Here is a 25,128-nt window from a genome sequence, read left to right as displayed (position 1 = left end):
ATATTATAGTGGAATTGCCGGTTATGCAAGAGAGGGTGAAACATTATAGATATTGCAACACGAATTATTAAACATAAAAAATCAGTTGTCATCGTATTTATGCTCCTCACACTTTTAGCAACCATTGTTCAGTTTGGGGTTGTCGTTAACTATAATATGGTTGACTATTTGCCGGAGGATGCTCCTTCTGTGAAAGCCATGGAAATTATGGAAGACGAATTTGAAGGGGCTGTGCCGAATACGAGGGTCATGATACATGACGTCACGATACAGGAAGCACTAGGTTACAAAGAGAAACTTTCTGAAATTGATGGTGTGTCGGATGTCACGTGGTTAGATGATGCCATTGATATTAAAACGCCTATCGAAATGGCGGATGAAGAGACTGTTGAGTCTTACTACAAGGAAAATAACGCACTGTTTTCTTTAAGTATTGAAAAGGGAGACGAAGTTGCGGTAACGGATGCCATCTACGAGGTTATTGGAGAAGAAAATGCAATGGCAGGTGAAGCTCTAGATACAGCCACTTCACAAAAGATGGCTGGTCAAGAATCATTATATGCTGCTCTATTGTTAGTACCAATTATTATCATTATCCTAGTATTATCGACGAACTCATGGGTGGAGCCGGTATTTTTCCTTACTGCAATTGGGGTTTCTGTTCTCATTAACCTTGGAACCAATATTTTTCTAGGGGAAGTTTCGTTCGTAACCCAATCGGTTGCACCTATATTACAACTAGCGGTGTCACTCGATTATGCGATCTTTTTACTTCATAGTTTTTCAGACTATCGAAAGACAGTTTCCGATCCAAAAGAAGCAATGCAGCTTGCGATGAAAAAATCGTTTCCAGCCATTACAGCAAGTGCGTCAACCACCTTTTTTGGGTTTATGGCATTATCATTAATGAATTTCCAAATTGGTTCAGACCTTGGAATCAACCTTGTAAAAGGGATTTTACTAAGCTTTATCAGTGTTATGGTGTTTTTACCAGCTCTGACTTTGTTATTTTTTAAGTGGATCGATAAAACACAGCACAAACCACTGATCCCAAGTTTTACTAAAATTGGAAGCATGGTTGTGAAATTGCGAATTCCAAGTTTACTATTAGTTGCATTGTTAATTGTACCTGCGTTTATGGCCCAAAGTGAGACGAATTTCATCTATGGTCTTGGAGATCAACCTGAGTCAACGAGAGCTGGTAGCGATAAAATGATAATCCAGGAAGAATTTGGAGCCTATACTCCTATGGTTCTACTTGTACCAAAAGGGGATTTGGCCAAAGAAGAAGCGTTCATTCAAGATATTCAGAAGATTGATCAGGTATCGAGTGTTCTAGCGTACGTTAACACTGTAAGTAGCGCGATTCCTCCAGAGTATTTGGACAAATCGATCACTGAGCAATTTTATTCAGACAACTACAGTCGCATTATTATTAATACAACAACTAAAAATGAAGGCGACCAAGCATTTTCTTTAATCGAACATATTAAACAAACTGCAGAAGAGTATTATGGAGACGAGGCACATTCACTTGGGGAAAGTGTGACATTGTATGATATCAAAAATACGATTCAAAAGGATAACGCATTAGTGAATCTCTTAACGGTTCTTACGATTGCCCTTGTCCTTATTGTGACATTTAAGTCAATCTCGTATCCTATCGTGCTATTGCTCACGATTCAGACTGCTGTTTGGATTAATCTCTCCGTCCCATATTTTACAGATTCGTCATTAGTGTATGTTGGTTATTTGATAATCAGTACGGTACAGCTTGCCGCGACGGTCGATTATGCAATTCTCTTGACCGAAGACTACACAACGAATCGAAAGCAAATGTCTGCACTTCAAGCGATTAAGAAAACACTTGATGAGAAGATTTTCTCTATCGGGATTTCGGCAGCTATTTTATCAAGTGTAGGTTTTATTTTAGCGTTTACCTCATCAAACCCTATCGTATCATCAATTGGACTGTTGTTAGGAAGAGGAGCCTTGCTTGCATTTATCATGGTCGTATTTTTCTTACCAGCACTTGTGTTGGTTTTTGATAAGGTTATTGAAAAAACTACATGGAAAGCAAATCATTATAAGGAGAAATGAGGATGAAGAGAATACACAAAGTACTATTAATCTTACTTTCTATCACTCTCGTATTGCCGTCATTTCTTGTCACTGCTGCATCGGCCGACGGAATAATCTCAACGAAAGATGAGGTCGTATATGCAACGCTGAGTGCCACTGGAAAGCAGCAAGATATATATGTGGTTAATACTTTGGATATCGAAAAAGCAGGGAAGATCGTCGATTATGGATCTTATTCAACATTAAAAAACTTAACAGACTTCTCAGAAATTATCCATAAAGATGATAAAGTAGAAATTATAGCTCCAGAAGGGAAATTCTATTATCAAGGTTCAGTTAATGAAAAAGCATTACCTTGGAATATTGATGTATCCTATATACTAGACGGTAAAGAAATGGCACCAAAAGAACTAATTGGTGAAGACGGAAAAATTGAAATACAGATAAAAACGTCTTCAAATGAAGAAGTGAATCCGGTCTTCTTTAAAAATTATTTATTGCAAATTTCATTAACACTTGATCCAGCTCTTTACACGAACATTGAAGCTGAAGAAGGAATGCTTGCAAATGCAGGTAAAAACAAACAAGTTACTTTTACTGTCATGCCTGAAAAAGAGGAAGAATTCGAACTCCAAGCAGATGTTGTCGACTTTGAGTTTGAAGGAATCAACATTACAGCCGTTCCATCATCGATGTCGATTGATGCACCTGAAATCGATGAAATGACAGAAGACATGTCATCTTTAACGAACGCAATCAAGCAGCTTCATGATGGAGTAGGAGCGTTAAAGAATGGCGTTTCCGAGCTAAATAGTGGTGTGCAGGAACTTCAAAACGGTTCTGGTCAATACAATAAAGGTATGACTGATATTAACAAAGCTTCCTCTGGTCTTGTTAATGGCTCGAATGAAATTGGGAAAGCTCTTGAACAGATAAGCAAGTCCTTAAATTCTGGATCTGAAGATGTGAATCTTGGCGACCTTGATAAATTAACCGCTGGACTTCAGCAAATGGCAGCGAGTTTACAAGGGACAGTATCAGAAATAGCTAAGCTTAAAGAAGGATATTCAACAGCTTACTCTTCATTAGACAAAGCAATAGCAACTATCCCAAAAGCAACAATTACACAAGAACAAATTCAAGAACTACAAAACAGCGGAGCAAATCAGGAAGTTGTCAATCAACTTCTGAACACATATACGGCAGCACAAACTGTTAAAGGTACCTTTACTCAGGTCCAAGCTGGGTTTACGGAAGTAAATAATGCTTTAGCGGGATTAATGACTGGACTCACGGAAGTGGCAACAAATCTCAATCATATGGCAACCGAGGTTTCAGCATCATTAAAAGCATCGGGTTCAACTGAATCTCTTTCTCAGCTACAAAATGGCCTTGCTGCATTATCCGCCAATTATCAAACATTTCATTCAGGATTGGTGAAATACACAGGTGGAGTTGGTCAGTTATCGAAATCCTATCAAAAAATGCATCAGGGAATTGTGAAATTATCAGGTGGTACAGGTGACCTTGACAACGGAGTAGCTGAACTACACAATGGTACTCGTAAATTATATGAGTCAACGAGTGATTTACCAGAACAAATGAAGGAAGAAGTGGACCAGATGATATCCGAATATGATAAATCAGATTTCGAAGCGTTCTCTTTTGTATCAGACCAAAATAAAAATGTTAATCTTGTCCAATTCGTCATAAAAACGGAAAGCATTAAGAAAGAAGAACCAAAAGCAAAAGAAGTCGAAGAAAAAGAAGTCAAAGGCTTCTGGGCGAAGTTGATTGATTTGTTTAAATAGAATCTTTTCTAAGAGATTGTTGTATTTTGATAAAAAAGCGCAAAACTAGTTGATCGGAGCGTAAGGTGGCGACTCCTCGAAAATGTATTCACATTTTCTTCGTGCGTGGATTATTTCAAAGAAGCAAATTTCAATGTCCAGCGGGAAAAGCGTGAGACATGAGACCCCGCAGGTGCGGTAGCGACTTGTCCAGTTGTAGCGGCTAGAAACTCGAGAAATTTCAACTCCTCCTTCAGAGGCAAATTACGCCTCTTTGTCGGAGTCTCCGACGCACAGGATGTGCTAGTGCCGACGTCGCCACAGGACGTGGCGCTTTAGTCGGCCAATTTTCTCGTTTCTGTGAAAGCCGCCTCCACATTTCGTTGAGGAGGCTCAAGCCACGGCCGCGGAAAGCGTCCACCTGAAGCGGCAGTCAACGATATAAAAACAACAAAATTTGCGAAAACATTAATAAATAAGAAGTGATACGGGGTGTCAGTAAACTGGCACCTTTTTGTTTTCGCTCATTCATGTTAAAGTTAGTAGGAAGTCAAAAATGAGGTAGGGCAAACAATATGATTGAGATAAAAAAATCTTTACTAAGTGATGGGGAATTCAATAGAGGCGTATTTGCTACAATGGATATAAAAAAAGGACAACTAATCCATGAAGCACCTGTAATTTCTTATCCAAATGAACAACACGAGCACATTGAAAAAACATTACTTGCTGATTACGCTTTTGAATATGGAATTAATCATACGGCAATCCTTCTCGGATATGGCATGCTATTTAACCATTCCTATGAACCTAATGCCATTTATGATATAAACTTCGATAATCACACATTTGATTTCTATGCGTACAAAGACATAAAAGCAGGCGAAGAAATCCTAATCAACTACAACGGCGAAGTCGACGACAACACAAAACTTTGGTTCAATGAAGAATAATGGGACACAGGGACAGGTCCCTCGTCCCAGACATTAATTTCCAATTTAGTGGTTGTAGAGGACAAAACAAAAGTTAAATCAATATCACTTTAGAAGCAGTGTATTTCAATTTAGAAAATACACTGCTTTTTGCATTTCAAAAGTCCTTTAGTAATTTTGATGTTTTAGGAAAAAATATGAATACAAATTACAGGAGGTGTACAACATGAGCGAAGTCTATCGAGATAAGATAGTTGTGAAAGATGAGAATGGAGATGAAAAAGAATTTTCGATTGAGGCATTATTTGATATGAAGGAGAAAACATATGCATTGTTACACTCTTTACAGGATCAAAACAATACATTCGTGATGCAGGTTGAGAATACGGAAGATGGTCAGTATTTGACAGGAATCAAAAATCCATCTGAACGTGACATGGTGCTAGATGCCTACGAGATAGCTGTCGATGCAAATCCAGCGGAGTAAGCGATGGAAGAAAAGATTATTAATGTGATTGATCCACAAATGAATAGACAAATTGAGGAAGAAATTAAAGGTTTAACATTCACAAAAAACTTTCGATCTCCTTCGGCAGAGGAATGGTATGTTTTTTTACCAAGCTATAAGGACCCGACGACTGGCGGTGCAGCTGGTAAGGTTATTATCCACTATAACCTATATGATACAAAGGAAATATTCATAAATACCACAATAATATTTGACGACCCTGCCCTGCATAAGGAATCACTTCATCAGCTTGTTTATGTCATTTCGGATGAACTGGTAAATCGTTTAGTTGGTTATGCTGATACACTTCTCTCTGTTCATTCAGGTGAGAATTCGTATCAAGCAGAATACAAAAACTGAGGGGTTATGATGGTAGATAAAATAATTCAATCGATCCAACAACACTCAATTCCGTTAACTAATTTTAAAGATGACCTTGACCCACTAATTTCTGCAATCACAAATCAAAAATATATATTGTTAGGTGAGTCCTCACATGGTACGTCTGAATTTTATCAAATACGTGCGGAAATCACTAAAAGATTAATCCTTGAAAAAGATTTTACTTTTATAGCAGTGGAAGGCGATTGGCCAGCTTGCCAACAGGTGAATAGCTATATTAAAGGATACTCAAATGAATATAAAAATGCCCTAGATGTTCTAGCTTCGTTTAAACGTTGGCCAACCTGGATGTGGGCAAATGAAGAATTAATTGATCTGATTGAATGGTTAAAAGAATTTAACCAAGAAAAACCGAATGAAAAAAAGGTTGGTTTTTATGGAATTGATATTTATAGTTTATGGGAATCAATGGATGAGATACTAAAGTATTTAGAAAAAAGAAACTCTCTAAATCTTGAGGTCGCGAGAAAAGCCTTCGCCTGTTTTGAACCCTTTCATCGGGAAGCGGAAAAGTATGCTTTGTCTTCTGCATTTTATCAAGAAGGATGTCATGAAGAGGTCACAAGGCTTTTGATGGAAATAATAGCGAACAAACATGTTTACCAAGATTCACGGGAAAGCAGTTTAAATGTAGAAGTAAACGCACTTATTACGGCTAATGCTGAAAATTATTATACAACGATGATTACGAACGATAATGAATCGTGGAATATTAGAGATCGCCACATGGTTGAAGTTATACAAAGAATTGATTCCTTTTATAATCATCTTTCTAAAGGGATCATTTGGGAGCATAATACACATGTCGGTGATGCAAGAGCAACTGATATGGCCAATGAAGGCTTGGTCAATGTAGGACAATTAATAAGGGAAGAAATAGGTTCTGAAAATGTGTTTATCGTCGGTTTCGGTACACATCATGGAACGGTTATCGCAGCTAGCGAATGGGGTGTGGATTTTGAAAGAATGAATACCCCTCCCGCAGTTGTTGGCAGCTGGGAAGATCTCTTGTATAAGGCGGGAGAATTCGATAAGCTTCTTATTTTTACTGAGAAAAATAAAAATATATTTAAAAAAGAACTTGGGCACCGTGCAATTGGCGTTGTCTATAATCCGCAGTATGAGCATTATGGTAACTACGTCCCATCAGTAATATCTGAGCGGTATGATGCGTTTGTCTTTATAAATAACACAAAAGCATTAACACCATTAGAAGTAACAGGTATTTTAATTTAAACCAATACTACGATTAGCCGATGACCCCTTAACCAGGGGGGTATCGGCTATTTATTTTAAACTTCCCTTTAAAATATGACTAGAAAACTTATTTGTTATTTTTTACAAAAAAATAGTAGAAAAATACATTTTCAAAGTGTAAAATAAAAAAGCAAAAATTAGTTAGTCAAACTATTCAACATTCACATCCATTCTTAAAACAGGAGGGAACCAAGAACAATCATTATTTCTGTTTACTATCAATCTATTTATTTTAAAAAATCTAAATTTCAGTAGAGGTTGATGAAAGATGACAATGGATGCTACAGACTTACCAACAAAAGAGCCAACCATTTTTAATCATATTGGCAATAAAATCATAACAGAAGACCGAGTGATTAAGATAATTGCTAGGTTGGAAGAGCCCTTAATCGTGATTTTAGGTAATGTATTAAGTGATGAAGAATGTGATGAGTTAATTAGCTTGTCAAAGGATAAAATACATCGTTCAAAAATTAGTAATGCACGCGTAGATAATATGAGAACGAGTAGTAGTACGTTCTTAGAAGAAAGTGAAAATATAATAGTTAGTAGAATTGAAAAAAGAATCTCTCAGATTATGAATATACCAACTGAACACGGAGAAGGTCTTCAAATTCTTAATTATCAAATTGGGCAAGAATATAAAGCTCATTTTGACTTTTTTACATCCACTAACAAGGTGATCAACAACCCCAGAATCAGTACTATGGTGATGTATTTAAGCGATGTGGAGCATGGTGGGGAAACGTATTTTCCTAAACTTAATTTTTCAGTATCTCCTCAAAAGGGGATGGCTGTGTACTTTGAATACTTTTATAATGACCAGGACTTAAATGAGCAAACCTTACATGGTGGGGCGCCGGTTATTGTCGGTGACAAATGGGCTGCAACACAATGGATGAGAAGAAAAAGAATTAAATAGTGATACAATAGTAAACAAAAAGCACGGGCGATACTTCAAGTAGGAGATCGCTCTTTCTTTCTAAGGGGAGAGATGAAATGGCTTTATTAAATGTAAAATATCATTCAGAAATACTAGGCATGCCTGTCGAAATGACCGTATTATTGCCCCAGACAGTTACTGAAAATAGTCAATCCTTTCCAACTCTCTATCTATTACATGAGATGGGGGATGGTCACACCTCATGGCTACGAAAAACAAGCCTTGAAAGATATGTAGATGATCTTTCACTTGCTGTTGTCATGCCAGCGGGCCATACAAGCTACTACACAGATATGTACCATGGAAAACCGTATTTTACCTTTATCACCGAGGAATTGCCAGTGCTTTGCGAAAATATGTTTCCGCTTTCTCAAACTAGAGACGAACGTTTTATTGCCGGAAATGGGATTGGGGGCTATGGAGCATTAAAAGCAGGATTATCTGCTTTAGATACTTTTAGTGTCGCAGCTGCTTTTTCAAGTCCAATAAACGTAGTAGGGATTGCGAACCGCTTAGAAAAGCATAAGGCAATAGATATATTTGGCCAAGTTGACGAACTAAGTAACAGTATTGAAAATTTATACAAAGCAGCAGAGTCTTTACAAAATTTAAATAAACCACTATCGGATATTTATTTATCGTGTAATGAAGAACATCATTTATTGGAAGAAAACGAATCCTTCAATACATATCTAAAAAATCTCGGAGTGAAGACAACATTTGAAAAAACAGTTGGTGAACATACTGATTGGAAACAATGGGATCATGCGGTAGAAAAATTTATTTCATGGTTAACCGCAAAGAACCCAGTCTTACGAAGAGGGGGGAAATGATTGTGGCACTAATTGAAACCTGTGTATATTCTGAAGTGCTTGGGATGGAAGTTACATTAAATGTCATTCTTCCACAGGAAAGGCAACCGTTTCAGAAAGAAGAAAAACTTAAAGTACTATGGCTCTTACACGGTGGGTCTGGTGATGCATTTGCTTGGCTTCGGATGAGTAATATTGAAAAATATGCAATGAAATTTGGAATTGCTGTCATTATGCCAGGAGGAATGAATTCATGCTTTACAGACATGGAACATGGTGGGCAATTTTTTACCTATATGACAGAAGAACTTCCAGGTCTTATCCGTCATTTGTTTCCTCGCTTGTCTAAGGAACGCGAAGATCACTACATATCAGGCTTTTCGAATGGTGGGTATGGCTGTTTACGGATTGGTTTAGCACGACCAGACCTTTATGCTGCTATCGGCGCTTTCTCAGCTGGAAATAAGGCTGATGTTCCATTTAGTAATGATGGTTCTAAGAAAGCAAAAGGACGAATCGAGGTTTTTGGTGACGCTGATATAAAAAATACAGACCATGATCTTGAATATCTTGCGATTGAAGCGGCGAAATCAAATCAGGTTCTTCCTAAAATCTATCATGCATGTGGTAGTGAAGATCCTTGGTTAGATTTAAACGATAAGGTACGCGACTTTTTTCATGAACTGAGCCATTCTTATGACTACTCCTACCATGTAGCTGACGGTTATGGTCATACCTGGGAATTCTGGGATATGGAAATTCAACGCTTTCTAGAAACACTTTCTCTTAAACAAGACGACACGAGATTTATTGGAATATAACTAAAAAGAAGGCCTGCATTTGTTATGCAGGCCTTGTGAGTTATTATTTCTTTTTATATGCAGCCGTAAATTCTTCCATGATTTTGTCTCCGCCTTGCTTCACCCATTCATTGACTGCAGCTTCAAAACCAGCTTTATCAAGCTGCCCAATGATATATTGATAGGTAGCGTCATCAATGATTTTTTGCAACGCTAAGCTTTTTTCATTGAATGTAGGGGAGTGCAGTCCGACTGTTGGGTCAGGAATTAAATATTGTTCATTGTCAATGAATAGTTCTTCAGCTTTTCCCATTGGCTCGTAATCATATTTTGCTTTTAAACGACCATTTGTTTCCTCTTCAGCTATTTTTAGTGTTTGTAATGGACGAACTTCTTTATCATATATCTGCTGGTCTTTAATGACTACTTCGCCATTTTCAACAGTGTAATGTTCGCCTTCAATACCCCAATAAACTAAATTAGATCCTTCGGGAGTCATAAGGAAATCATAGAAACTTAGTATCTTTTTTAACTCTTCTTCTGTTTTAACAGAGGATTTCGGGAATAATATACCATTTCCATATCCAGGTAGGGACCAAACTGTAAATTTTCCATCTGGACCAGCAACCTGATTGTGTACATCGAACTCAGCATTAGGGTTAATTGCCACCGCATCTAAATAAAGCGATTCAACATCACCCATTGATCCAACATATACGCCTGCTTTACCGCTTTTAAGTAAGCCTTGTTGATCCGCCTTACTTGTAACTGGGAAATCCTTGTTTATGTAACCTTTTTCATGTAAGTCTCTAAAGAAATCAAGTGTTTTCATATATTCAGGGAACATAAATTCTGGTTTGATTTCTCCGTTATCTACACCAAAGTTGGTAGGAGTATGGAACCAAGAAGCAACCGTTTTGAATGCTCCAAAAATTAATTCATTTCGATCTGTTAACCCAATTGTATCGTCTTTTCCGTTCCCATCAGGGTCTTCTTCCGTAAAGGCACGCAGCATTTCATAGAATTCATCGATATTTTTTGGAGCCGATAATCCAAGCTTTTCAGCCCAATCCTTCCTATATATCATGCCTTGTCGAGAGAGAGGTTTTCCTTCATAAACCATATAAAGCTTTCCATCAACTTTTGTATTTTCAAGAATATCTTTTTTCATTTTACTCAAGTTTTCAAATTCATCTAAGTATGGCCCAATTTCCCAAAATTGACCATCTTGAATCGCTTCATGATATTGAGTAAGCATGTCTAAGTCTAAAACAACGGAGTCAGGGAATGAACCAGATCCAAATAAGGCATTTACTTTTTCCTTATAATTATTATAAGGCACAAATTGAAAATCAAGTTTCATGTCTGTTTTTTCTTCGAGGATGTTAATAATCTTTTTGTTAGGGACTTCAGGTGAGTGGAGTTTAACCATAGCTGATAGTGTAAATTCTTCGTTAGAATCTTTTGAAGCGCTTTCACCAGCACAAGCAGTTAGTGAACCAATTCCTAATGTAGCGGCACAAAGAAGAGAAAAAACTTTTCCGGGCTTTTTCATTACATCAACCTCCTACGTTTGAGTGATATTTGATATATCATGTTTTTTATCATAATGGATGATGGACGATTAGTAAATAGCTTTTTGAGAATTTTTTAACTTTTTAAAATTATCGGTGGAATGCTCTTAGCCACAATCCTTTGGTGTCAAGGATTGGACAACATTTTACGTACTTAAAATCCTAGTTTCACCGTGTTGACAACGATTACATATTCGATTTAAATAATAAGAAATATGATATATCTTCTAGAAGAAGATTACATAAAATTGGAGGGAAATCGGAATGACATATTCATTAGTTGAAAAGCTAAAACAGGATTATATGAAGCAGGAAGGCAAATGGTTTACGCATCGTTGGCATTACATTGAATCATGCATTTTAAAAGCTTATCTAGATAGCTATGAGCTAACAGGTAATGAGCGTGAGTATCAATTTGCAAAGGATTTTATTGACAGACTTTATAATGATGGGGGAGAAATTGAACAGATTGATACCCAATACTACAATATTGATCAAATTCGTATGGCAAACGTTTTATTTACCCTCTTTAATAGAGAAGGAGATTTAAAGTATAAAAGGGTTTTAGATACATTGTATACACAGTTACAAACGTATCCTCGTACAAAAAGCGGGAACTTTTGGCATAAAACGAATTATGAAAATCAAATTTGGCTAGATGGGCTTTATATGGGGCAGCCATTTTATGTGAGATATATCAAGGAGTTTCATGAAGAGAAAGATTTCTCTGATACAATCAAACAATTCAAAAACGTCCGCAAGTATTTATTTGATGATCAAACGAATCTATACGTTCATGCCTATGATGAGAGTCGTAGTATGTTTTGGTGTAATAAAGAAACGGGCCACTCACCACATGTTTGGAGCAGGGCGGTTGGTTGGTATGTAATGGCATTAGTGGATGTACTAGAACTTATAGAAGGTGAAAATGTTGATTCTGACGAGTTAAGAATCCTTTTAAAAGAAACAATTGATGGAATGTTACCTTATCAACAGCCAAATGGGATGTGGTATCAAGTAGTGGAACATCCAGGTGAGGAAGGAAATTACTTAGAGACAAGTGGAACAACAATGATGGCCTATGCTCTTTTAAAAGCTGTACGCCTAGGATACTTATCAAAAGACTACGAAAAATACGGAGTAGCTGCATTTAATGGGACAGTAGAAACCTATATGCGCGAAGAGGATGGGGAAGTGTATTTAGGAGGTATTTGTAGAAGTGCCGGTTTAGGGAAACACCCCGAATTAGGCAGAATTCGTGATGGTAGCTATGACTATTATGTTCGTGGCGAGAAGGTAGTAGATAACAACGGACATGGTGTTGCACCCTTATTAATGGCTTATAATGAGATCAATCACTTAAAATAATCTGAAATTTTTTACTACTCGTTATTTACAAAAAATAAAACAAGTGCTAATATATGATATATCAGATATCACAACTAAAAAATATCCAAATTGGAGGTGGAAATAATGAACGGTGAATTATTCTCTTTGAAAACAGAACAGGTGAAATCCTTACGAGATGTTGTTCTTGAATCCATTCGTGAAGCGATTATCTCAGGTCAATTCAAACCTGGGGATCATCTAAAAGAAAGGGAGCTCTCAGAAAAGATGGGAGTGAGTACCACTCCGATCAAAGAAGCGTTCCGTATGCTCAGCCAAGAAGGGCTTGTTGAAACCATTCCTAGAAAAGGTACATATGTATCAAGTTTAGCGGATGTAAATATACAAGAAGTGCAAATCTTACGAGCAGGCGTGGAAGCAGTTTGTGCAAAGCTTGCAGCGATGAAAATCAATGATAGCCAAAAAGCGGAATTACAGCAACAATTGGAGCAAATGGAGTCCCTCTTGCACCAAAATGAGGTAGAGCGATTGGTAGAGGAAAACACCAAATTCCACGGTATGATTCGAGCTATTGCTGATAATCCAATGGTTACGCAAATTCTTGATAATATCGCAAGCTTTGATAAAGCTTTTCGTAAAAGAGCACTAAAGGAAAAAGGGGAATTAGTATCTGGCTATACTGAGCATCGCAAAATTGGTAATGCGATTATCTCTAAGAATCCAGACCTAGCTGAACATCTTATGAAAGAACATATTTTACGAACCTTGCATGATGTATTAAAAGGATCGACAGAAAAATAATCAGGTATTAAAGGAGGATAAGATGAATTACGCTGACTGGAAAGAAAAATTTGAAACCATTTCTGGCATTACCATTACCCCATTTAAAAAAGAATCAAGAGAAATTGATTGGGACGGAGTAAAAGAGAATGTTGAATTTCTCATTCAAAGAGGTGTGAAGGTCATTGTTCCTTGTGGCAATACAAGCGAATTTTACTCCCTTACCATTGAGGAAGCAAAAGAAGAGATTAAAAGAGTAGTAGAGTATGTAGATGGAAGGGCCATTGTATTGGCTGGTATTGGTTACTCGGTCGATACAGCCATCGAGATGGGAAATTACGCGAAAACAGTTGGTGCTGACAGCGTCATGATTCATATGCCGATCCATCCATATATTACAAATGAAGGTGCATATGAATACTTCAAATCAATTATTGAAGGTGTAGATTTACCATCTTGTATTTATTTTAAAGATCCTAATTTAAGTGATGATGTTCTTGTCAAATTAGCCCCATTAGAAAAACTTGTCGCAGTTAAATATGCTGTAAACGACCTCCCTAGATTTACTAACACTGTTCAAACTGTATCACCCGAACACCATATTGCCTGGATTTGTGGAACGGCCGAGAAATGGGCACCATTTTTCTTCAATGCCGGGGCAGTTGGTTTTACTTCAGGACTTGTTAATCTTTTTCCCGAAAAATCTTTTGAAATGTTGAATGCGCTTCAATCAAAAAATGACGAAATTGTTTGGAAGGTATGGAAAGAGGTCGTACCTTTTGAAAATTTACGTGCGAAATATAATAGTGGAAATAATGTGGTTGTTATTAAAGAAGCAATGGAGCAAATCGGACTTAACGCTGGGATCACAAGACAACCCGTTTCTGCTCTTAATGAAGCCGATCGTAAGGAGTTAACTGATTTACTTGAATCATGGGGATTTGTACCCAATCTCATCAAATAGAAAGGGGAAAATTATGAGTCAAATCTATGAGAATTTCATTAATGGACTGTGGCGTACATCAAGTAGTGGTGAGTTATTAGAGAGCCAGAATCCTGCCAATTTTTCTGAGACTGTAGGGAAGTTTCCTAGTTCAACCACAGAAGATGTCGATAGCGCTGTTGTTGCTGCAAAAGGAGCTTTATCATATTGGAAGGATCTTTCTGCGTTAGAGAGAGGCCATTTTTTACATAAAACAGCTGATATTTTAGAAAAGAAGTTAGATGATATTGCAAGAACGGCAACACTTGAAATGGGAAAAACCTTAGCAGAAACAAAGGGTGAAGTAACTAGAGCCGTTCAGATTTTACGATACTATGCGCAGGAAGGTTATCGAAAAATGGGAGATAATATCCCATCGGGCGGAAGTAAAAACCTATTAATTACAACACGTGTACCAGTAGGTGTAGTTGGAGTCATTTCACCTTGGAATTTTCCAATTGCCATTCCGATTTGGAAAATCGCCCCAGCATTGGTGTATGGAAATACGGTGGTTTTAAAACCTGCTTCTGAAACATCGATTACAGCGATTAAGATAATCGAGGCTTTTGCAGAAGCAGAGTTTCCGAAAGGTGTCATTAACATTGTAACGGGAAGAGGTTCGGTTGTTGGTGATCATTTAATCAATCACCCTCAGGTGAATGCGATTAGTTTTACTGGTTCTAATGAAGTTGGCAAAGTTGTTGCCATGAGCTGTGTTGAACGTGGGGCAAAGTACCAACTGGAGATGGGCGGGAAGAACCCAGCAATTATTCTTGACGATGCAGACCTGGAGTCAGCTGCTGAATTGACAGTTAGCGGTGCCATGAAACATACTGGACAAAAATGTACAGCGACTAGCCGAGCTTTTGTTCACGAAGCAGTATATGAGGAGTTTAAAGCGAAAGTACTTGAAAAAGTAGCTGACATAAAAATAGGGTCGGGCTTAAATGAATCCACGTATATGGGGCCATTAGCATCAAAGTCTCAACTCAAAACCGTACTTCATTACTTAGAAGAAGGTAAAAAATCAGGGGGTACACTACTTACGGGTGGTAAAGTACCAGAGGGTAATGAATATAGTAACGGATTTTATGTTGAACCTACTGTGTTTGAGAAAGTCGACCACAAAAGCGCAATTGCACAAGAGGAAATATTCGGCCCAGTTCTATGTTTATTTAAAGTTGATAGTTTGAAAGAAGCGCTTGAAAAAGCAAATGATAGTAAGTTCGGCTTATCAGCATCATTATTTACAAAAGATATTGGTAACGCCTTCACGTATATTAATGAGATAGATGCAGGCTTGATCAAAGTAAATGGTGAGAGTGCGGGTGTTGAATTACAAGCTCCATTTGGTGGTATGAAGCAATCTAGTTCCCATTCAAGAGAACAAGGTGAGGCGGCAAAAGAATTTTTTACTTCTATTAAAACAATAACCATTACACCAGTTTAAGAATCGTACATATCAAGGTCTAAAATAATAGTAAAGTAGGGATGATGGTAAATGAAAATAACAGATATTACGTTAACAGTTGTTGGTATTCCACGTCATACCGGTTTTGTAAATAAGCATATTATTGTTAAAATTTTTTCTGATGAAGGGATCGTAGGAATTGGAGAGATGTCCGATTTTTCCCATCTCCCACGCTACGCACCAGATGTTGAGGATTTAACAAATGTCCTTAGGTCCATTCTGGTTGGTGAAAATCCATTTGATATTATGAAGCTTAACCTGGAGCTGTCTGGTAATTTCCCTGAAGCTATGTATTACTATGAAAAAGGGAACTTTATCCGTAATGGAGTCGATGTTGCCCTCTATGATTTATGTGCGAAGTACCTAGGTATTTCGGTTGCTGATATGCTTGGTGGAAGAATAAGAGAAAAAATTAAAGTATGTTACCCAATTTTCCGTATGAGATTTATGGAAGAAGTGGAAGAGAACGTCGAGGTCGTCCGTCAACGATTACACCAAGGATTTGATACATTCCGCTTATATGTTGGAAAAAATATTGACGCCGATGAAGCCTTTTTAGCAGCTGTAAAAAGCGAGTTTGGCAACGAAGTGAAAATTAAATCACTTGATTTTAGTCACTTGCTTGATTGGAAAGCAACATTACAAGCAGTTAAGCGACTAACTAAATATGATTTAGGACTTGAGATGATAGAAAGCCCTGCTTTTGCCAATGACTATGAGGGCTTGAATCATATTAGAATGAGAACCGATTATCCAATCAGTGAACATGTTTGGTCCACGAAACATCAGTACGAAATGATCAAGCATGATTCGGTAGATATTTTTAATATCTCCCCAATCTTTATTGGTGGATTAACAGCAGCAAAAAGAGCAGCAGCAGTTGCCGAAGTAGCTCGTAAAAGCGTCATCTTAGGAACCACACAAGAACTTTCGATTGGCACTGCTTCAATGGCCCATTTGGGAGCAAATCTAGTAAATCTAAATTATACTTCCGACCCAACAGGACCGGAACTCTATATCGGAGACGTCGTAAAAGATCGCATTCAATATCAAGACGGCTATCTCCATGTCCCTGACCGTAATGTACCAGGCCTAGGAATCGAACTAGACGAAAACCTAATCGAAACCTACCGCGTCAAAGATCTAAGCTGGGGTGAAGTATCCGTTCACCAACTCCAAGATCGAACCGCTCAAACCAAATAAGTGGGTCAGAGGGACAGGTCCCTTGTCCCATACATTAATTTCCATATTAGTAGAGAAGAAGAGGTTGCACTTATGCAGCCTCTTTTTAATATGCAATTTTGTAAAAACTGTAATTAGGATTCATTTTTAATCTCACTCCTGATTTAAAGTCCAATTTATGACAGAGTATCGGAAGAAAGACCTATTTTTATGAGTAATATAGTTAAGTAGAATCAATATAAGGAAGTGTTTACTAGTCTATCAAAAATATGTAAACGCTTTTTTGTTAAAGAAAGGAGGTCAAATCACGTATTACATATATCTAATTTATTAAGGGGAGGTTTGTTGTATTGAGAGTTAGAAATTTGAAAAAATCAATCATGCTCACATTTTGCTTTACTCTATTATTTGGTCTAATCGCTCCATTTACTACTTCAAATATGCTACCTGTTTCTGCTGAGACGATACAAGTCGAAGTGCCAAATGGTAGTTTTGAAGAAGTTGATAATCCTAGGTGGAGTCTTGTTACCAATAATCCATCGACAAGCATTAGTTTTAGTGAAGAAAAAGCTCGTACAGGAAACAGAAGCTTGCACTTTAAAGATGAAAATAGCAATAATCCAGGTGGGAACCTGCAGGTAACAAGCGAAAAAATCTCTGTTACCAAAGGTGTTTCATATATCGCAAAAGCATATGTGAATGTTGTTAGCCAATCACACAGTATTGGGTATGAGGTTCATTTCTTTAACGGTGAAGGACAAAAAGTTGGATCTGCTACTTTTATTAACTTTAATGCTGCTACTTTAGGTAAAGATAAGTGGACTGAAATTCAAGTTCCTTTTGAGGTGCCAGAGGGAGCAACACAAGTTGAACTTCGATTCAACTCGGGTCATCCTTCTATCACAGAGGCTTATTTTGATGATGTTACGATTGAAGGGACTACTATTGAAGAGCCTCCAGTTGACGATATCCATACGGAAGTGATGAATCCTAGTTTTGAAGAAGCTGTGGTTGATGGAAGTATTCCTGGTTGGACTTCCGAATTTGAGGGACCTGGAATAGAAGTAAGTACGGAGCGAGCTCGTACTGGAGCCCAAAGCGTGCACTTGCATGACACAACTGACAAAGCGAGTGTTAGTGTCTTAAGTGACAAAATTGCAGTTGAGGCTGGTGCATCTTATTTATTAACAGTTTATTCAAATGTTGTAAGTCAGACACATAACGTGGTAACCGAAATTCGTTATTTTGATGCGGACAATAATAGTATTACACAACATAGAGAATTAAATGGGAACCTACCAAAAAATGAATGGACTGACCTAAAAGTATTTAGTGTTGTTCCTGATAATGCAGCCTATGCGAGACTAGCATTCTATTCAGGCGGCATTAGCTTTACAGAGGTCTATTTTGACGATGTTACCTTCGAAAAAGTTACGGATGATGGTAAATTTGATCGTGAATATACAAATCCTATTAATTTAGGTGAGATGGTTCATGTTCAATTAGGCCAAGCAGGAGCAATTCAGGAAAATAGTCTAGGTGAAAATGAAGTATATTATCATTCTAATGGTGCACCAGGTACGTTTTCCGTTTTAGATGCTGAGACAGGGGAGCTTAAGTTTTCAAAAGTCATTCAGAATACCGAGGCAGTTTGGGCAATTACCATTGGTTCTGATAAAAATGTATACTTCGCAAGCACTTCTGACGGAAAGCTATACCGCTATGTCCCAGAATTAAAAGAAGTTCAAGACCTCGGGGCCAATCCTTCCGCAGCTTGGGTATGGGATTTAGAAGCGACAGATGATGGTAAAATTTATGGTGCCACATATCCAGGTTCAGGTGTTTTCGAGTATGACATAAACACAGGTGAATTTAAGGATTTTGGTAGTGTTTCGGACGAGGATTATGCACGCGGGCTCGCAGTAGATGGGGATTATATTTACGTTGGAACTGGAACAATAAAACATTTGTATAAGATTAATCGACATACAGGTGAAAAAGAGGAGCTAATTCTAGAAGGACACTCAGGTGAAAATGGATTCATCCAAGATGTTTGGGTTGTAAATGGGAAGCTACTTGTGGCCGTTTCAACAATTAACATGATTGTCGTCAATCCAGAGACAATGGAAGTTGAAGGTTCATTCTCATTTAGTAATATGATTTCCGAACCAGATCCTAATCAACCGAACACGATTTATTACAAAAATGGAACACAATTATTCAAATATGACCTTAGTTCAAACGTCGAAACGTTAATTGAAGACATTCCAATTCTTCCGGATACTCCTCGAGTAAAGGATATGGCTTGGATTACACTATCTACTGGTGAGACGGTATTAGCAATGGTCACACAGTACGGAGAATATATGTTATATAATCCGGAAACAAATGAACTGAATTTCGTCATTTTAGATCTTGCGGCAACAGCAGTAGCGATTCAGTCACTTGAAACGGGTCCAGATGGCAAACTATATATGGGTGGATATCAGCGTGGTATGAGTGTGTATAATCCGTTCACAAATGAAATCGAAGTAAATATTTCTTCCTTTGCTCAACCAGAGGGGATTGGCTTCTTGAATGACAAAGTGTATTTTGGCACATATGTGGGTGCGATTATGTACAGTTACGATCCAAATCAACCTGTAGACTTAAATAGCAATCCACAGCTTGAATATGATATAAAAGATGAACAAGATCGTCCTTTTGCGATTACGTCAGGGGATAACAAGCTATTTGTTGGAACAATTCCTGATTATGGTGTACTAGGTGGGGCTCTTGCTATCTATGATGAAAATACAGGTGAATGGTTCCAGCAACGAAATGTTGTTCAGGACCAAAGTATAATTAGCTTAGCTTATCATGATGGAAAATTATTTGGTGGTACTTCTGTATGGGGTGGCTTAGGAATTGACCCTAAAGCGACAGAAGCCAAAATTTTCGTATGGGATGTTGAAAAAGGTGAGAAAATTAAAGAATTTACACCTGAGATACCTGGTATTGATGTGACACCTCGTATGATTGGTGATTTATCATTCGGGCCAGATGGTTATTTATGGGGTGCTGTAGAAGGAACTATTTTTAAAATGGATCCAGAAACCTATGAAGTTGTTGATAGCAGAGTGATTCGACCAAGCTTATATAATAGTAGCAAATGGTTTCCTTACCAACTCGTGTGGGGTCCAGATGGCATGCTTTATACAACTTTATCTCGCAAACTAATTGCGATTGACCCTGAAACATTAAATTATAAAGTACTTGCGGAAGATTTCATAAATAGCATGACTCTAGGAAATGATGGAAGCATCTATTATGCTGTAGGTAGTGAGCTTCATAAAATTGCTATACCTGAAACAGATGCAACTTTAAAATCGATTACAGTAGATGGGGAAGCACTTGAAGATTTTCAACCTGGGGCAACAAACTATACGTTGGACGGTAAGCAAACTGAAAATATCGTGGCAGTGCCTACACAGTCAGGGGCTATTGTAGACATTGTACATTCCAAGGAAAAGGCGGAAATTAAAGTTACTGGAACAGATGGAATATCAACATTAACATATACCATCGTTTGGACAGGTAAGCCAGGAAAGCCAGATAAACCTGGAAAGCCGGACAAACCGGGGAAACCAGATAAACCAGGGAAACCTGACAAACCAGGGAAACCCGACAAACCAGGGAAACCCGACAAACCAGGAAAGCCAGATAAACCAGGGAAACCAAACAAACCTGGTAATTAAGGGAACTTTTATTAGTTCTGTATTAACCAAAAAGGACTTTTGCTGATGCAAATTGAAGAAAAATAAATTACATTTTTTGATACAAATAATTCACCAAAAAGCTTGAGGGGACGTTCAAACCCTCAAGCTTTTTTGACTTTAGTAAATTGGTTGCTTTTATATAGAATGTCATTTTACTAGCAACTTCGTAAGGTCCAAATTAGGAGAAGTGATACTAAAAGATTTATCAAATGTAATAATTATCCACTTGCGTATGCGTTTTCTTGATGTAAAGCAATAAAAGCATACGCAAAAAAGAAATGCGTATGCTTTTAGATAGATTTAGAGTATAGAACCATTCGCAAGATCCAAAAAAAGGGAGAAGGGATATTAAAGGAGCTCATAAATGTAATAATTATCCATTTGCACATCGTTTTTATGAAAAAAAGCAATAAAAGCATACGCAAAAAAGAAATGCGTATGCTTTTAGATAGATTTAGAGTATAGAACCATTCGCAAGATCCAGAAAAAGGTAGAATGGATATTAAAAGTGCTAATAATTGTAATAATTATCCATTTGTGTATCGTTTTTATGAAAAAAAGCGATAAAAGCATACGCAAAATAGAAATGCGTATGCTTTTAGATAGATTTAGAAGATAGAACCATTCGCAAGATCCAGAAAAAGGTAAAAATGATCTCAATAAATTCTATATGACCAACTAAATTTCACATTCTAACCATACATTGATGTGTAAACCAAAGCATTACCACCAAAACACATCCCGAATATTCCGTCTTAAAGTAGAAAAAAAGACTACATTTCATGAAAATGTAGTCCTTCTCTTTATTTCTTCCCAAACGTCTCTTTCATTCGTAATACAGGGTCATCTTCAATTGAATCGTCCCATTGTAGTACTTGTCCGTAAGAGAGTAGTTCATTTTTTAATTGTTCATAAGATACACCTTGTACAGTTGTTTTATTTTTATAAGCTAAAGCTGCTGCTGCTCCTGCTGATTGACCTAAAATCATAAATACAGGTTCCATACGTATTGAACCGTAAGCAATGTGTGAACTTGATAAACAAACCGGAACGAGTAGGTTTGTACAATCTTCAGCCTTTGGACGAATCGAACGATAGGAGATTGGATATGGGGATATTGGTATTTCCACATCACCTTCATTGTAAACACGTCCATCAATAAAGATTCTTCGAACATGATGAGAATCCATTTGATACGAGGCAAGTCCGATTGAATCTTCAACTGTTACATCACCTAAACAGTTGTGGTCTGTCATGACATAATCAGCTATCATTCTTCTTGCTTCTCGAATATATAACTGATGAGGCCAATGCCCAGTTTCTTCAAATTCATCACCAGCTAATCCCCATTGAGAGACCTCATCCCTAATCGCTTTTGGAACTTGTTCATCATTGGCTAAAAAATAGAGCAATCCCAGATTATATGTAAAATGGTCTTGGAAGATTCTTTCACGTGTTTTGTAATCTCCATCAGGCCATTCATAATTCATTCCAATATGGTCTGTTGAAAAACCACCATAATTATTTAAATCTGTCTTTCCGTTTGGTAACATAGTATGAAGATTCATTACATCCCAAACACCTGCATTGATATAACGCAATAATAACGAGTAACACCCCGGGTTGTAGGACGGTGGCTTTGGAAAAGATACACGATTATCCTCACGATTTGTTAAGCAAATGCGAAAATTATAAGCTTGAATTCGATGGTCACCTTGACCTTGATAGCCAAGCGTGTCATGAGCCGATTCTGTGATACCAGGCAATATTCCACTTGAAGGGTCACCTTCAACTACATACGGATCAATCCATTTTTCAAATTGATGGTGGGGATGTCCAAACTGAATTCCATTGTATCTTTCTCTATAAGTGACGTTTGATTCTCTACCAACAAAGTATGTGACACCTGCTTTGGCCATTACGTCACCCTCATAGCTAGTATCAATGAAAAAGTCTCCAATGTATATAGTTCCATCTTCCATCAATATTTCTGTTATGCTGTTATTCTCTTTTTTAACTTCTACGACATGCTGATGATAAACAACTTCAATATCGTAGTCCTTGAGCCATTTTTCAAATACAAATTTGGCAGCCTTCGGTTCAAAGGTCCACTGTTCGGTTGTATTGTAATAGTTTCCTAATTCCTGAAAGAATACTCTTGATAAACCACCTATTGCTTCCTTTGCTCCAATATCAGAGGCACCCAAACCACTTGCAGTTATACCTCCAATATTCTTACCAAATTCAGCAATAACAACAGAAAGACCCATTCGTTTTGCTTGAATCGCTGCCGTAATTCCAGCAGGAGTTGCTCCATAAATAACTAAATCTCTCACGAACTTCCTTGGCTCACGAGCTTTCGGAGTAGGCACATAATAATATAACTTACTAAAATCCATTTTGTTATCCTCCTTAGGTGGAAACATTCTACTAAACTTACTTAAAGTGTAAAAGAATAATGGGAATAATCAAGACTTTTAACGGACTTTAAATCCGGATAAAAAATGCACCACCATAATTAGACCACAAAAAAGAGTGTCCATTGAAGACACTCTAATCTGCTGCTATTTCAACTGATAGGTGATACTCTTTTTCTTGCCTTTGATTTTATAGAGCGCTTTGTTGCTACACCATGTAATTGCAACGGCTAGTACACTTCCAGTAAACAACGGGATGATTCCAGGAATTAGATTTATGATAATACCTAAAAGCATACATGCAGTGAAAATGAGAATAGTCTCTAACAAAGAGCTAGCTCCAATTAAGAATGATTGCTTAATATATTGAAAGAATTTCATTTCAAATTGTGTGTATACAGGGAAGAAATAGAGTAACGTAACCATATAACAAATTGTTAAAAAAAGTAGGACTGGAAACAGTAATTGTAGCTTGTCCATATTTTTATATACAAACATAAAGTCATACACTAATATATAGCCAATCACAATAAAGAAGAGGCCAAACTTGTTAAGTGAGATAAATTCTTTTTTATAGGTTTTCCAAAATGATTGAAAGATACGATCAACTGGTTCATTTTGCAACCATTTTTGAACAATTGCAAACATGGCAACTGTTGCCGGGAATAAACCAAATAGTCCTAAGCCAACAATCGTAAAGCCAATCCACAGTAAATTTAAGTAAGCAACTTTTATCATCCATATTGCATAATTATTGAACCTTTCCCAGCCACCCACTATATGTCACCTCATTTTAAAAAATATATCGATGGATCAAATTAAAGACACTTAATAGACTTGTCACTTAATAAATTTCTACTAAAATAGAAAGTAAGTTCAAAAAGATTAGTTGTATTATAACATGTTTCAAACTGTTAGCGATTACATTTTTTTAACAGCGTAAGAGGTTGTCTCCAAATCCTTGTGATTAGTAATGAAATGTTAAAAGTTGAGGTGAATGAAATGGTTGAATTCCGTTTATTAGAAGAAAGAGAATTTCAGCAGGCAATTGAGTTGGCCGATAAAGTGTTTCGTAAAGAAGGACATATCTCAATGGGGGCTGCTTTTCCACAAGTTTTCTCACACGCCCTTCACCAATCGTATGGTGCATTTATCGATGGGACATTAGTTTCTTTTATTGGATTGGTTCCATCTATACTTCATATTGAAAGTGCAGAAGTTCAAGCCTATTCAATTGGTGCTGTTTGCACGGAGCCGGAATACAGGAAAAGAGGGATAGCGAACACACTTTTACAAATGATTTTTGATCATGTGAATAAATCTGGCGCTTCCATTCTTTTTATTTCTGGAGATTTACCGCTATACATCAAACAAGGTTGCACATTTTATGGAAAGCTGAAGCAATATAAGATTCAACAAGTAGACCTGAAACCAGAGACGGCTTATCATGTTCGTGAACTGCAGCCTACCGACTGGTTTCAAATGAGAAAAATTAGTCAGCGTCGACCAGTTCGATATGAACAAAGTATATTTGAAATGGCACAGCTTAATGAGTCAGCGGGATTTGCTAGTATTTTCAAAATGAAGCACAAGGTTCTTGTGGCAGAAGAAAACAAGCAGATAAAAGCATTTATAATTTTCGGAGTTCCGTATCAGGAACAAAAAAACGTGGAATCTCGAATAATCGAATGGGGAGGAGATCCGACAGCCATTGTAAGTTTACTTAAAGAAGCCGTTACATATGGGATTGATTCTTTACTATTTAATATACCTACTTATGAAAAAGAGTTAATACAAAAGCTTGACCTAGCATTGGAAAGTGTAGAACAATCATTTCCAGGAACGATTAAGATTATGAATCTAGATTTACTGTTGCAGCAGCTCGCTCCATATTTTAAAGATAAGTTACAGATTTCTAATATAGATGAAAACAATAAAAGTCTTATAAATAAGAAGAATTCCGTTTCAATCAATAATCGGGAGCTGGAAGAGCTTATCCTAAAAGGGAATAATAATATAGATTCATATAGTAAGGATTTGTTTCCAGTTCCATTTCCTTTTCCACAAGGATTGAACTATGTATGATTGCTA

19 protein-coding genes are annotated in these 25,128 nt (G+C 37.2%); 16 read left to right on the top strand and 3 right to left on the bottom strand.

Features of this window, described 5'->3' with window-relative positions:
- The first annotated feature begins 99 nt into the window (after positions 1-99).
- From AC6CHV_RS01675 to AC6CHV_RS01635, 9 genes are all read left to right on the top strand, one after another.
- On the top strand, positions 100-2,100 hold the full coding sequence (locus AC6CHV_RS01675; protein WP_498077954.1) for an MMPL family transporter: 2,001 nt from the start codon (positions 100-102) through the stop codon (positions 2,098-2,100).
- A gap of 2 nt (positions 2,101-2,102) precedes the next feature.
- Positions 2,103-3,893, top strand: coding sequence for a methyl-accepting chemotaxis protein (locus tag AC6CHV_RS01670; RefSeq protein WP_341331572.1), 1,791 nt, complete (start codon positions 2,103-2,105; stop codon positions 3,891-3,893).
- A gap of 554 nt (positions 3,894-4,447) precedes the next feature.
- Entirely contained in the window at positions 4,448-4,825 is a 378-nt protein-coding gene (locus tag AC6CHV_RS01665; RefSeq protein ID WP_121446096.1) for an SET domain-containing protein-lysine N-methyltransferase, read from the top strand.
- A 205-nt stretch (positions 4,826-5,030) separates the two neighbouring features.
- The gene (locus AC6CHV_RS01660) at positions 5,031-5,291 is read left to right on the top strand and encodes a DUF1292 domain-containing protein (protein ID WP_440274563.1); all 261 of its coding nucleotides are present in this window, start codon (positions 5,031-5,033) and stop codon (positions 5,289-5,291) included.
- 3 nt (positions 5,292-5,294) lie between these two features.
- On the top strand, positions 5,295-5,672 hold the full coding sequence (locus AC6CHV_RS01655; RefSeq protein ID WP_440274564.1) for a hypothetical protein: 378 nt from the start codon (positions 5,295-5,297) through the stop codon (positions 5,670-5,672).
- 9 nt (positions 5,673-5,681) lie between these two features.
- Positions 5,682-6,950: an erythromycin esterase family protein gene (locus AC6CHV_RS01650; RefSeq protein WP_440274572.1), complete on the top strand. Its 1,269-nt coding sequence runs from the start codon at positions 5,682-5,684 to the stop codon at positions 6,948-6,950.
- Positions 6,951-7,239: 289 nt separating this feature from the next.
- Positions 7,240-7,893, top strand: a complete 654-nt coding sequence (locus AC6CHV_RS01645) for a 2OG-Fe(II) oxygenase (protein ID WP_440274565.1) — start codon at positions 7,240-7,242, stop codon at positions 7,891-7,893.
- A 77-nt stretch (positions 7,894-7,970) separates the two neighbouring features.
- Positions 7,971-8,747, top strand: coding sequence for an alpha/beta hydrolase (locus tag AC6CHV_RS01640; protein ID WP_440274566.1), 777 nt, complete (start codon positions 7,971-7,973; stop codon positions 8,745-8,747).
- A gap of 2 nt (positions 8,748-8,749) precedes the next feature.
- Entirely contained in the window at positions 8,750-9,547 is a 798-nt protein-coding gene (locus AC6CHV_RS01635; RefSeq protein WP_440274567.1) for an alpha/beta hydrolase, read from the top strand.
- 43 nt (positions 9,548-9,590) lie between these two features.
- Here AC6CHV_RS01635 and AC6CHV_RS01630 read toward each other — a convergent pair whose 3' ends face one another.
- The gene (locus AC6CHV_RS01630) at positions 9,591-11,081 is read right to left on the bottom strand and encodes an extracellular solute-binding protein (protein WP_341331579.1); all 1,491 of its coding nucleotides are present in this window, start codon (positions 11,079-11,081) and stop codon (positions 9,591-9,593) included.
- Positions 11,082-11,364: 283 nt separating this feature from the next.
- Here AC6CHV_RS01630 and AC6CHV_RS01625 point away from each other — a divergent pair, with 283 nt between their 5' ends.
- From AC6CHV_RS01625 to AC6CHV_RS01600, 6 genes are all read left to right on the top strand, one after another.
- The gene (locus AC6CHV_RS01625; protein WP_440274568.1) at positions 11,365-12,468 is read left to right on the top strand and encodes a glycoside hydrolase family 88/105 protein; all 1,104 of its coding nucleotides are present in this window, start codon (positions 11,365-11,367) and stop codon (positions 12,466-12,468) included.
- Between the two features lie 105 nt (positions 12,469-12,573).
- On the top strand, positions 12,574-13,248 hold the full coding sequence (locus AC6CHV_RS01620) for an FCD domain-containing protein (protein WP_121446104.1): 675 nt from the start codon (positions 12,574-12,576) through the stop codon (positions 13,246-13,248).
- Between the two features lie 22 nt (positions 13,249-13,270).
- Complete coding sequence (locus tag AC6CHV_RS01615) at positions 13,271-14,191, top strand: dihydrodipicolinate synthase family protein (protein ID WP_341331581.1); 921 nt, start codon at positions 13,271-13,273, stop codon at positions 14,189-14,191.
- 13 nt (positions 14,192-14,204) lie between these two features.
- Complete coding sequence (gene gucD, locus AC6CHV_RS01610) at positions 14,205-15,659, top strand: alpha-ketoglutaric semialdehyde dehydrogenase GucD (RefSeq protein WP_440274569.1); 1,455 nt, start codon at positions 14,205-14,207, stop codon at positions 15,657-15,659.
- Positions 15,660-15,710: 51 nt separating this feature from the next.
- Positions 15,711-16,883 carry a mandelate racemase/muconate lactonizing enzyme family protein gene (locus AC6CHV_RS01605; protein ID WP_440274570.1) on the top strand — a complete coding sequence of 391 codons (1,173 nt, stop codon included), beginning with the start codon at positions 15,711-15,713 and terminating at the stop codon, positions 16,881-16,883.
- Positions 16,884-17,212: 329 nt separating this feature from the next.
- A complete protein-coding gene (locus AC6CHV_RS01600; protein WP_498077953.1) occupies positions 17,213-20,599 on the top strand; it encodes a carbohydrate binding domain-containing protein in 3,387 nt (1,128 codons plus the stop codon).
- A gap of 824 nt (positions 20,600-21,423) precedes the next feature.
- On the opposite strand, the gene AC6CHV_RS01595 is transcribed toward AC6CHV_RS01600, so the two are convergent.
- Together AC6CHV_RS01595 and AC6CHV_RS01590 are read right to left on the bottom strand one after the other, a co-directional pair.
- Positions 21,424-23,019: an FAD-dependent oxidoreductase gene (locus AC6CHV_RS01595; RefSeq protein WP_498077952.1), complete on the bottom strand. Its 1,596-nt coding sequence runs from the start codon at positions 23,017-23,019 to the stop codon at positions 21,424-21,426.
- A gap of 165 nt (positions 23,020-23,184) precedes the next feature.
- Positions 23,185-23,814, bottom strand: a complete 630-nt coding sequence (locus AC6CHV_RS01590) for a YesL family protein (protein WP_341331586.1) — start codon at positions 23,812-23,814, stop codon at positions 23,185-23,187.
- 186 nt (positions 23,815-24,000) lie between these two features.
- Between AC6CHV_RS01590 and AC6CHV_RS01585 the strand changes: the two genes are divergently transcribed.
- Positions 24,001-25,122, top strand: coding sequence for a GNAT family N-acetyltransferase (locus tag AC6CHV_RS01585; RefSeq protein WP_341331587.1), 1,122 nt, complete (start codon positions 24,001-24,003; stop codon positions 25,120-25,122).
- Positions 25,123-25,128: the final 6 nt, after the last annotated feature.

It is taken from the genome of Ferdinandcohnia sp. GQ5 (assembly GCF_059759275.1).
This window is presented reverse-complemented; position numbering and strand designations above follow the sequence as displayed.

What these genes read in the sequence shown, in the direction of transcription:
- AC6CHV_RS01675 (WP_498077954.1), top strand. Translation starts at nt 100, where the DNA reads ATGCTCCTCACACTTTTAGCAACCATTGTTCAGTTTGGGGTTGTCGTT.
- AC6CHV_RS01670 (WP_341331572.1), top strand. Translation starts at nt 2,103, where the DNA reads ATGAAGAGAATACACAAAGTACTATTAATCTTACTTTCTATCACTCTC.
- AC6CHV_RS01665 (WP_121446096.1), top strand. Translation starts at nt 4,448, where the DNA reads ATGATTGAGATAAAAAAATCTTTACTAAGTGATGGGGAATTCAATAGA.
- AC6CHV_RS01660 (WP_440274563.1), top strand. Translation starts at nt 5,031, where the DNA reads ATGAGCGAAGTCTATCGAGATAAGATAGTTGTGAAAGATGAGAATGGA.
- AC6CHV_RS01655 (WP_440274564.1), top strand. Translation starts at nt 5,295, where the DNA reads ATGGAAGAAAAGATTATTAATGTGATTGATCCACAAATGAATAGACAA.
- AC6CHV_RS01650 (WP_440274572.1), top strand. Translation starts at nt 5,682, where the DNA reads ATGGTAGATAAAATAATTCAATCGATCCAACAACACTCAATTCCGTTA.
- AC6CHV_RS01645 (WP_440274565.1), top strand. Translation starts at nt 7,240, where the DNA reads ATGACAATGGATGCTACAGACTTACCAACAAAAGAGCCAACCATTTTT.
- AC6CHV_RS01640 (WP_440274566.1), top strand. Translation starts at nt 7,971, where the DNA reads ATGGCTTTATTAAATGTAAAATATCATTCAGAAATACTAGGCATGCCT.
- AC6CHV_RS01630 (WP_341331579.1), bottom strand. Translation starts at nt 11,081, where the DNA reads ATGAAAAAGCCCGGAAAAGTTTTTTCTCTTCTTTGTGCCGCTACATTA.
- AC6CHV_RS01625 (WP_440274568.1), top strand. Translation starts at nt 11,365, where the DNA reads ATGACATATTCATTAGTTGAAAAGCTAAAACAGGATTATATGAAGCAG.
- AC6CHV_RS01620 (WP_121446104.1), top strand. Translation starts at nt 12,574, where the DNA reads ATGAACGGTGAATTATTCTCTTTGAAAACAGAACAGGTGAAATCCTTA.
- AC6CHV_RS01615 (WP_341331581.1), top strand. Translation starts at nt 13,271, where the DNA reads ATGAATTACGCTGACTGGAAAGAAAAATTTGAAACCATTTCTGGCATT.
- gucD (WP_440274569.1), top strand. Translation starts at nt 14,205, where the DNA reads ATGAGTCAAATCTATGAGAATTTCATTAATGGACTGTGGCGTACATCA.
- AC6CHV_RS01605 (WP_440274570.1), top strand. Translation starts at nt 15,711, where the DNA reads ATGAAAATAACAGATATTACGTTAACAGTTGTTGGTATTCCACGTCAT.
- AC6CHV_RS01595 (WP_498077952.1), bottom strand. Translation starts at nt 23,019, where the DNA reads ATGGATTTTAGTAAGTTATATTATTATGTGCCTACTCCGAAAGCTCGT.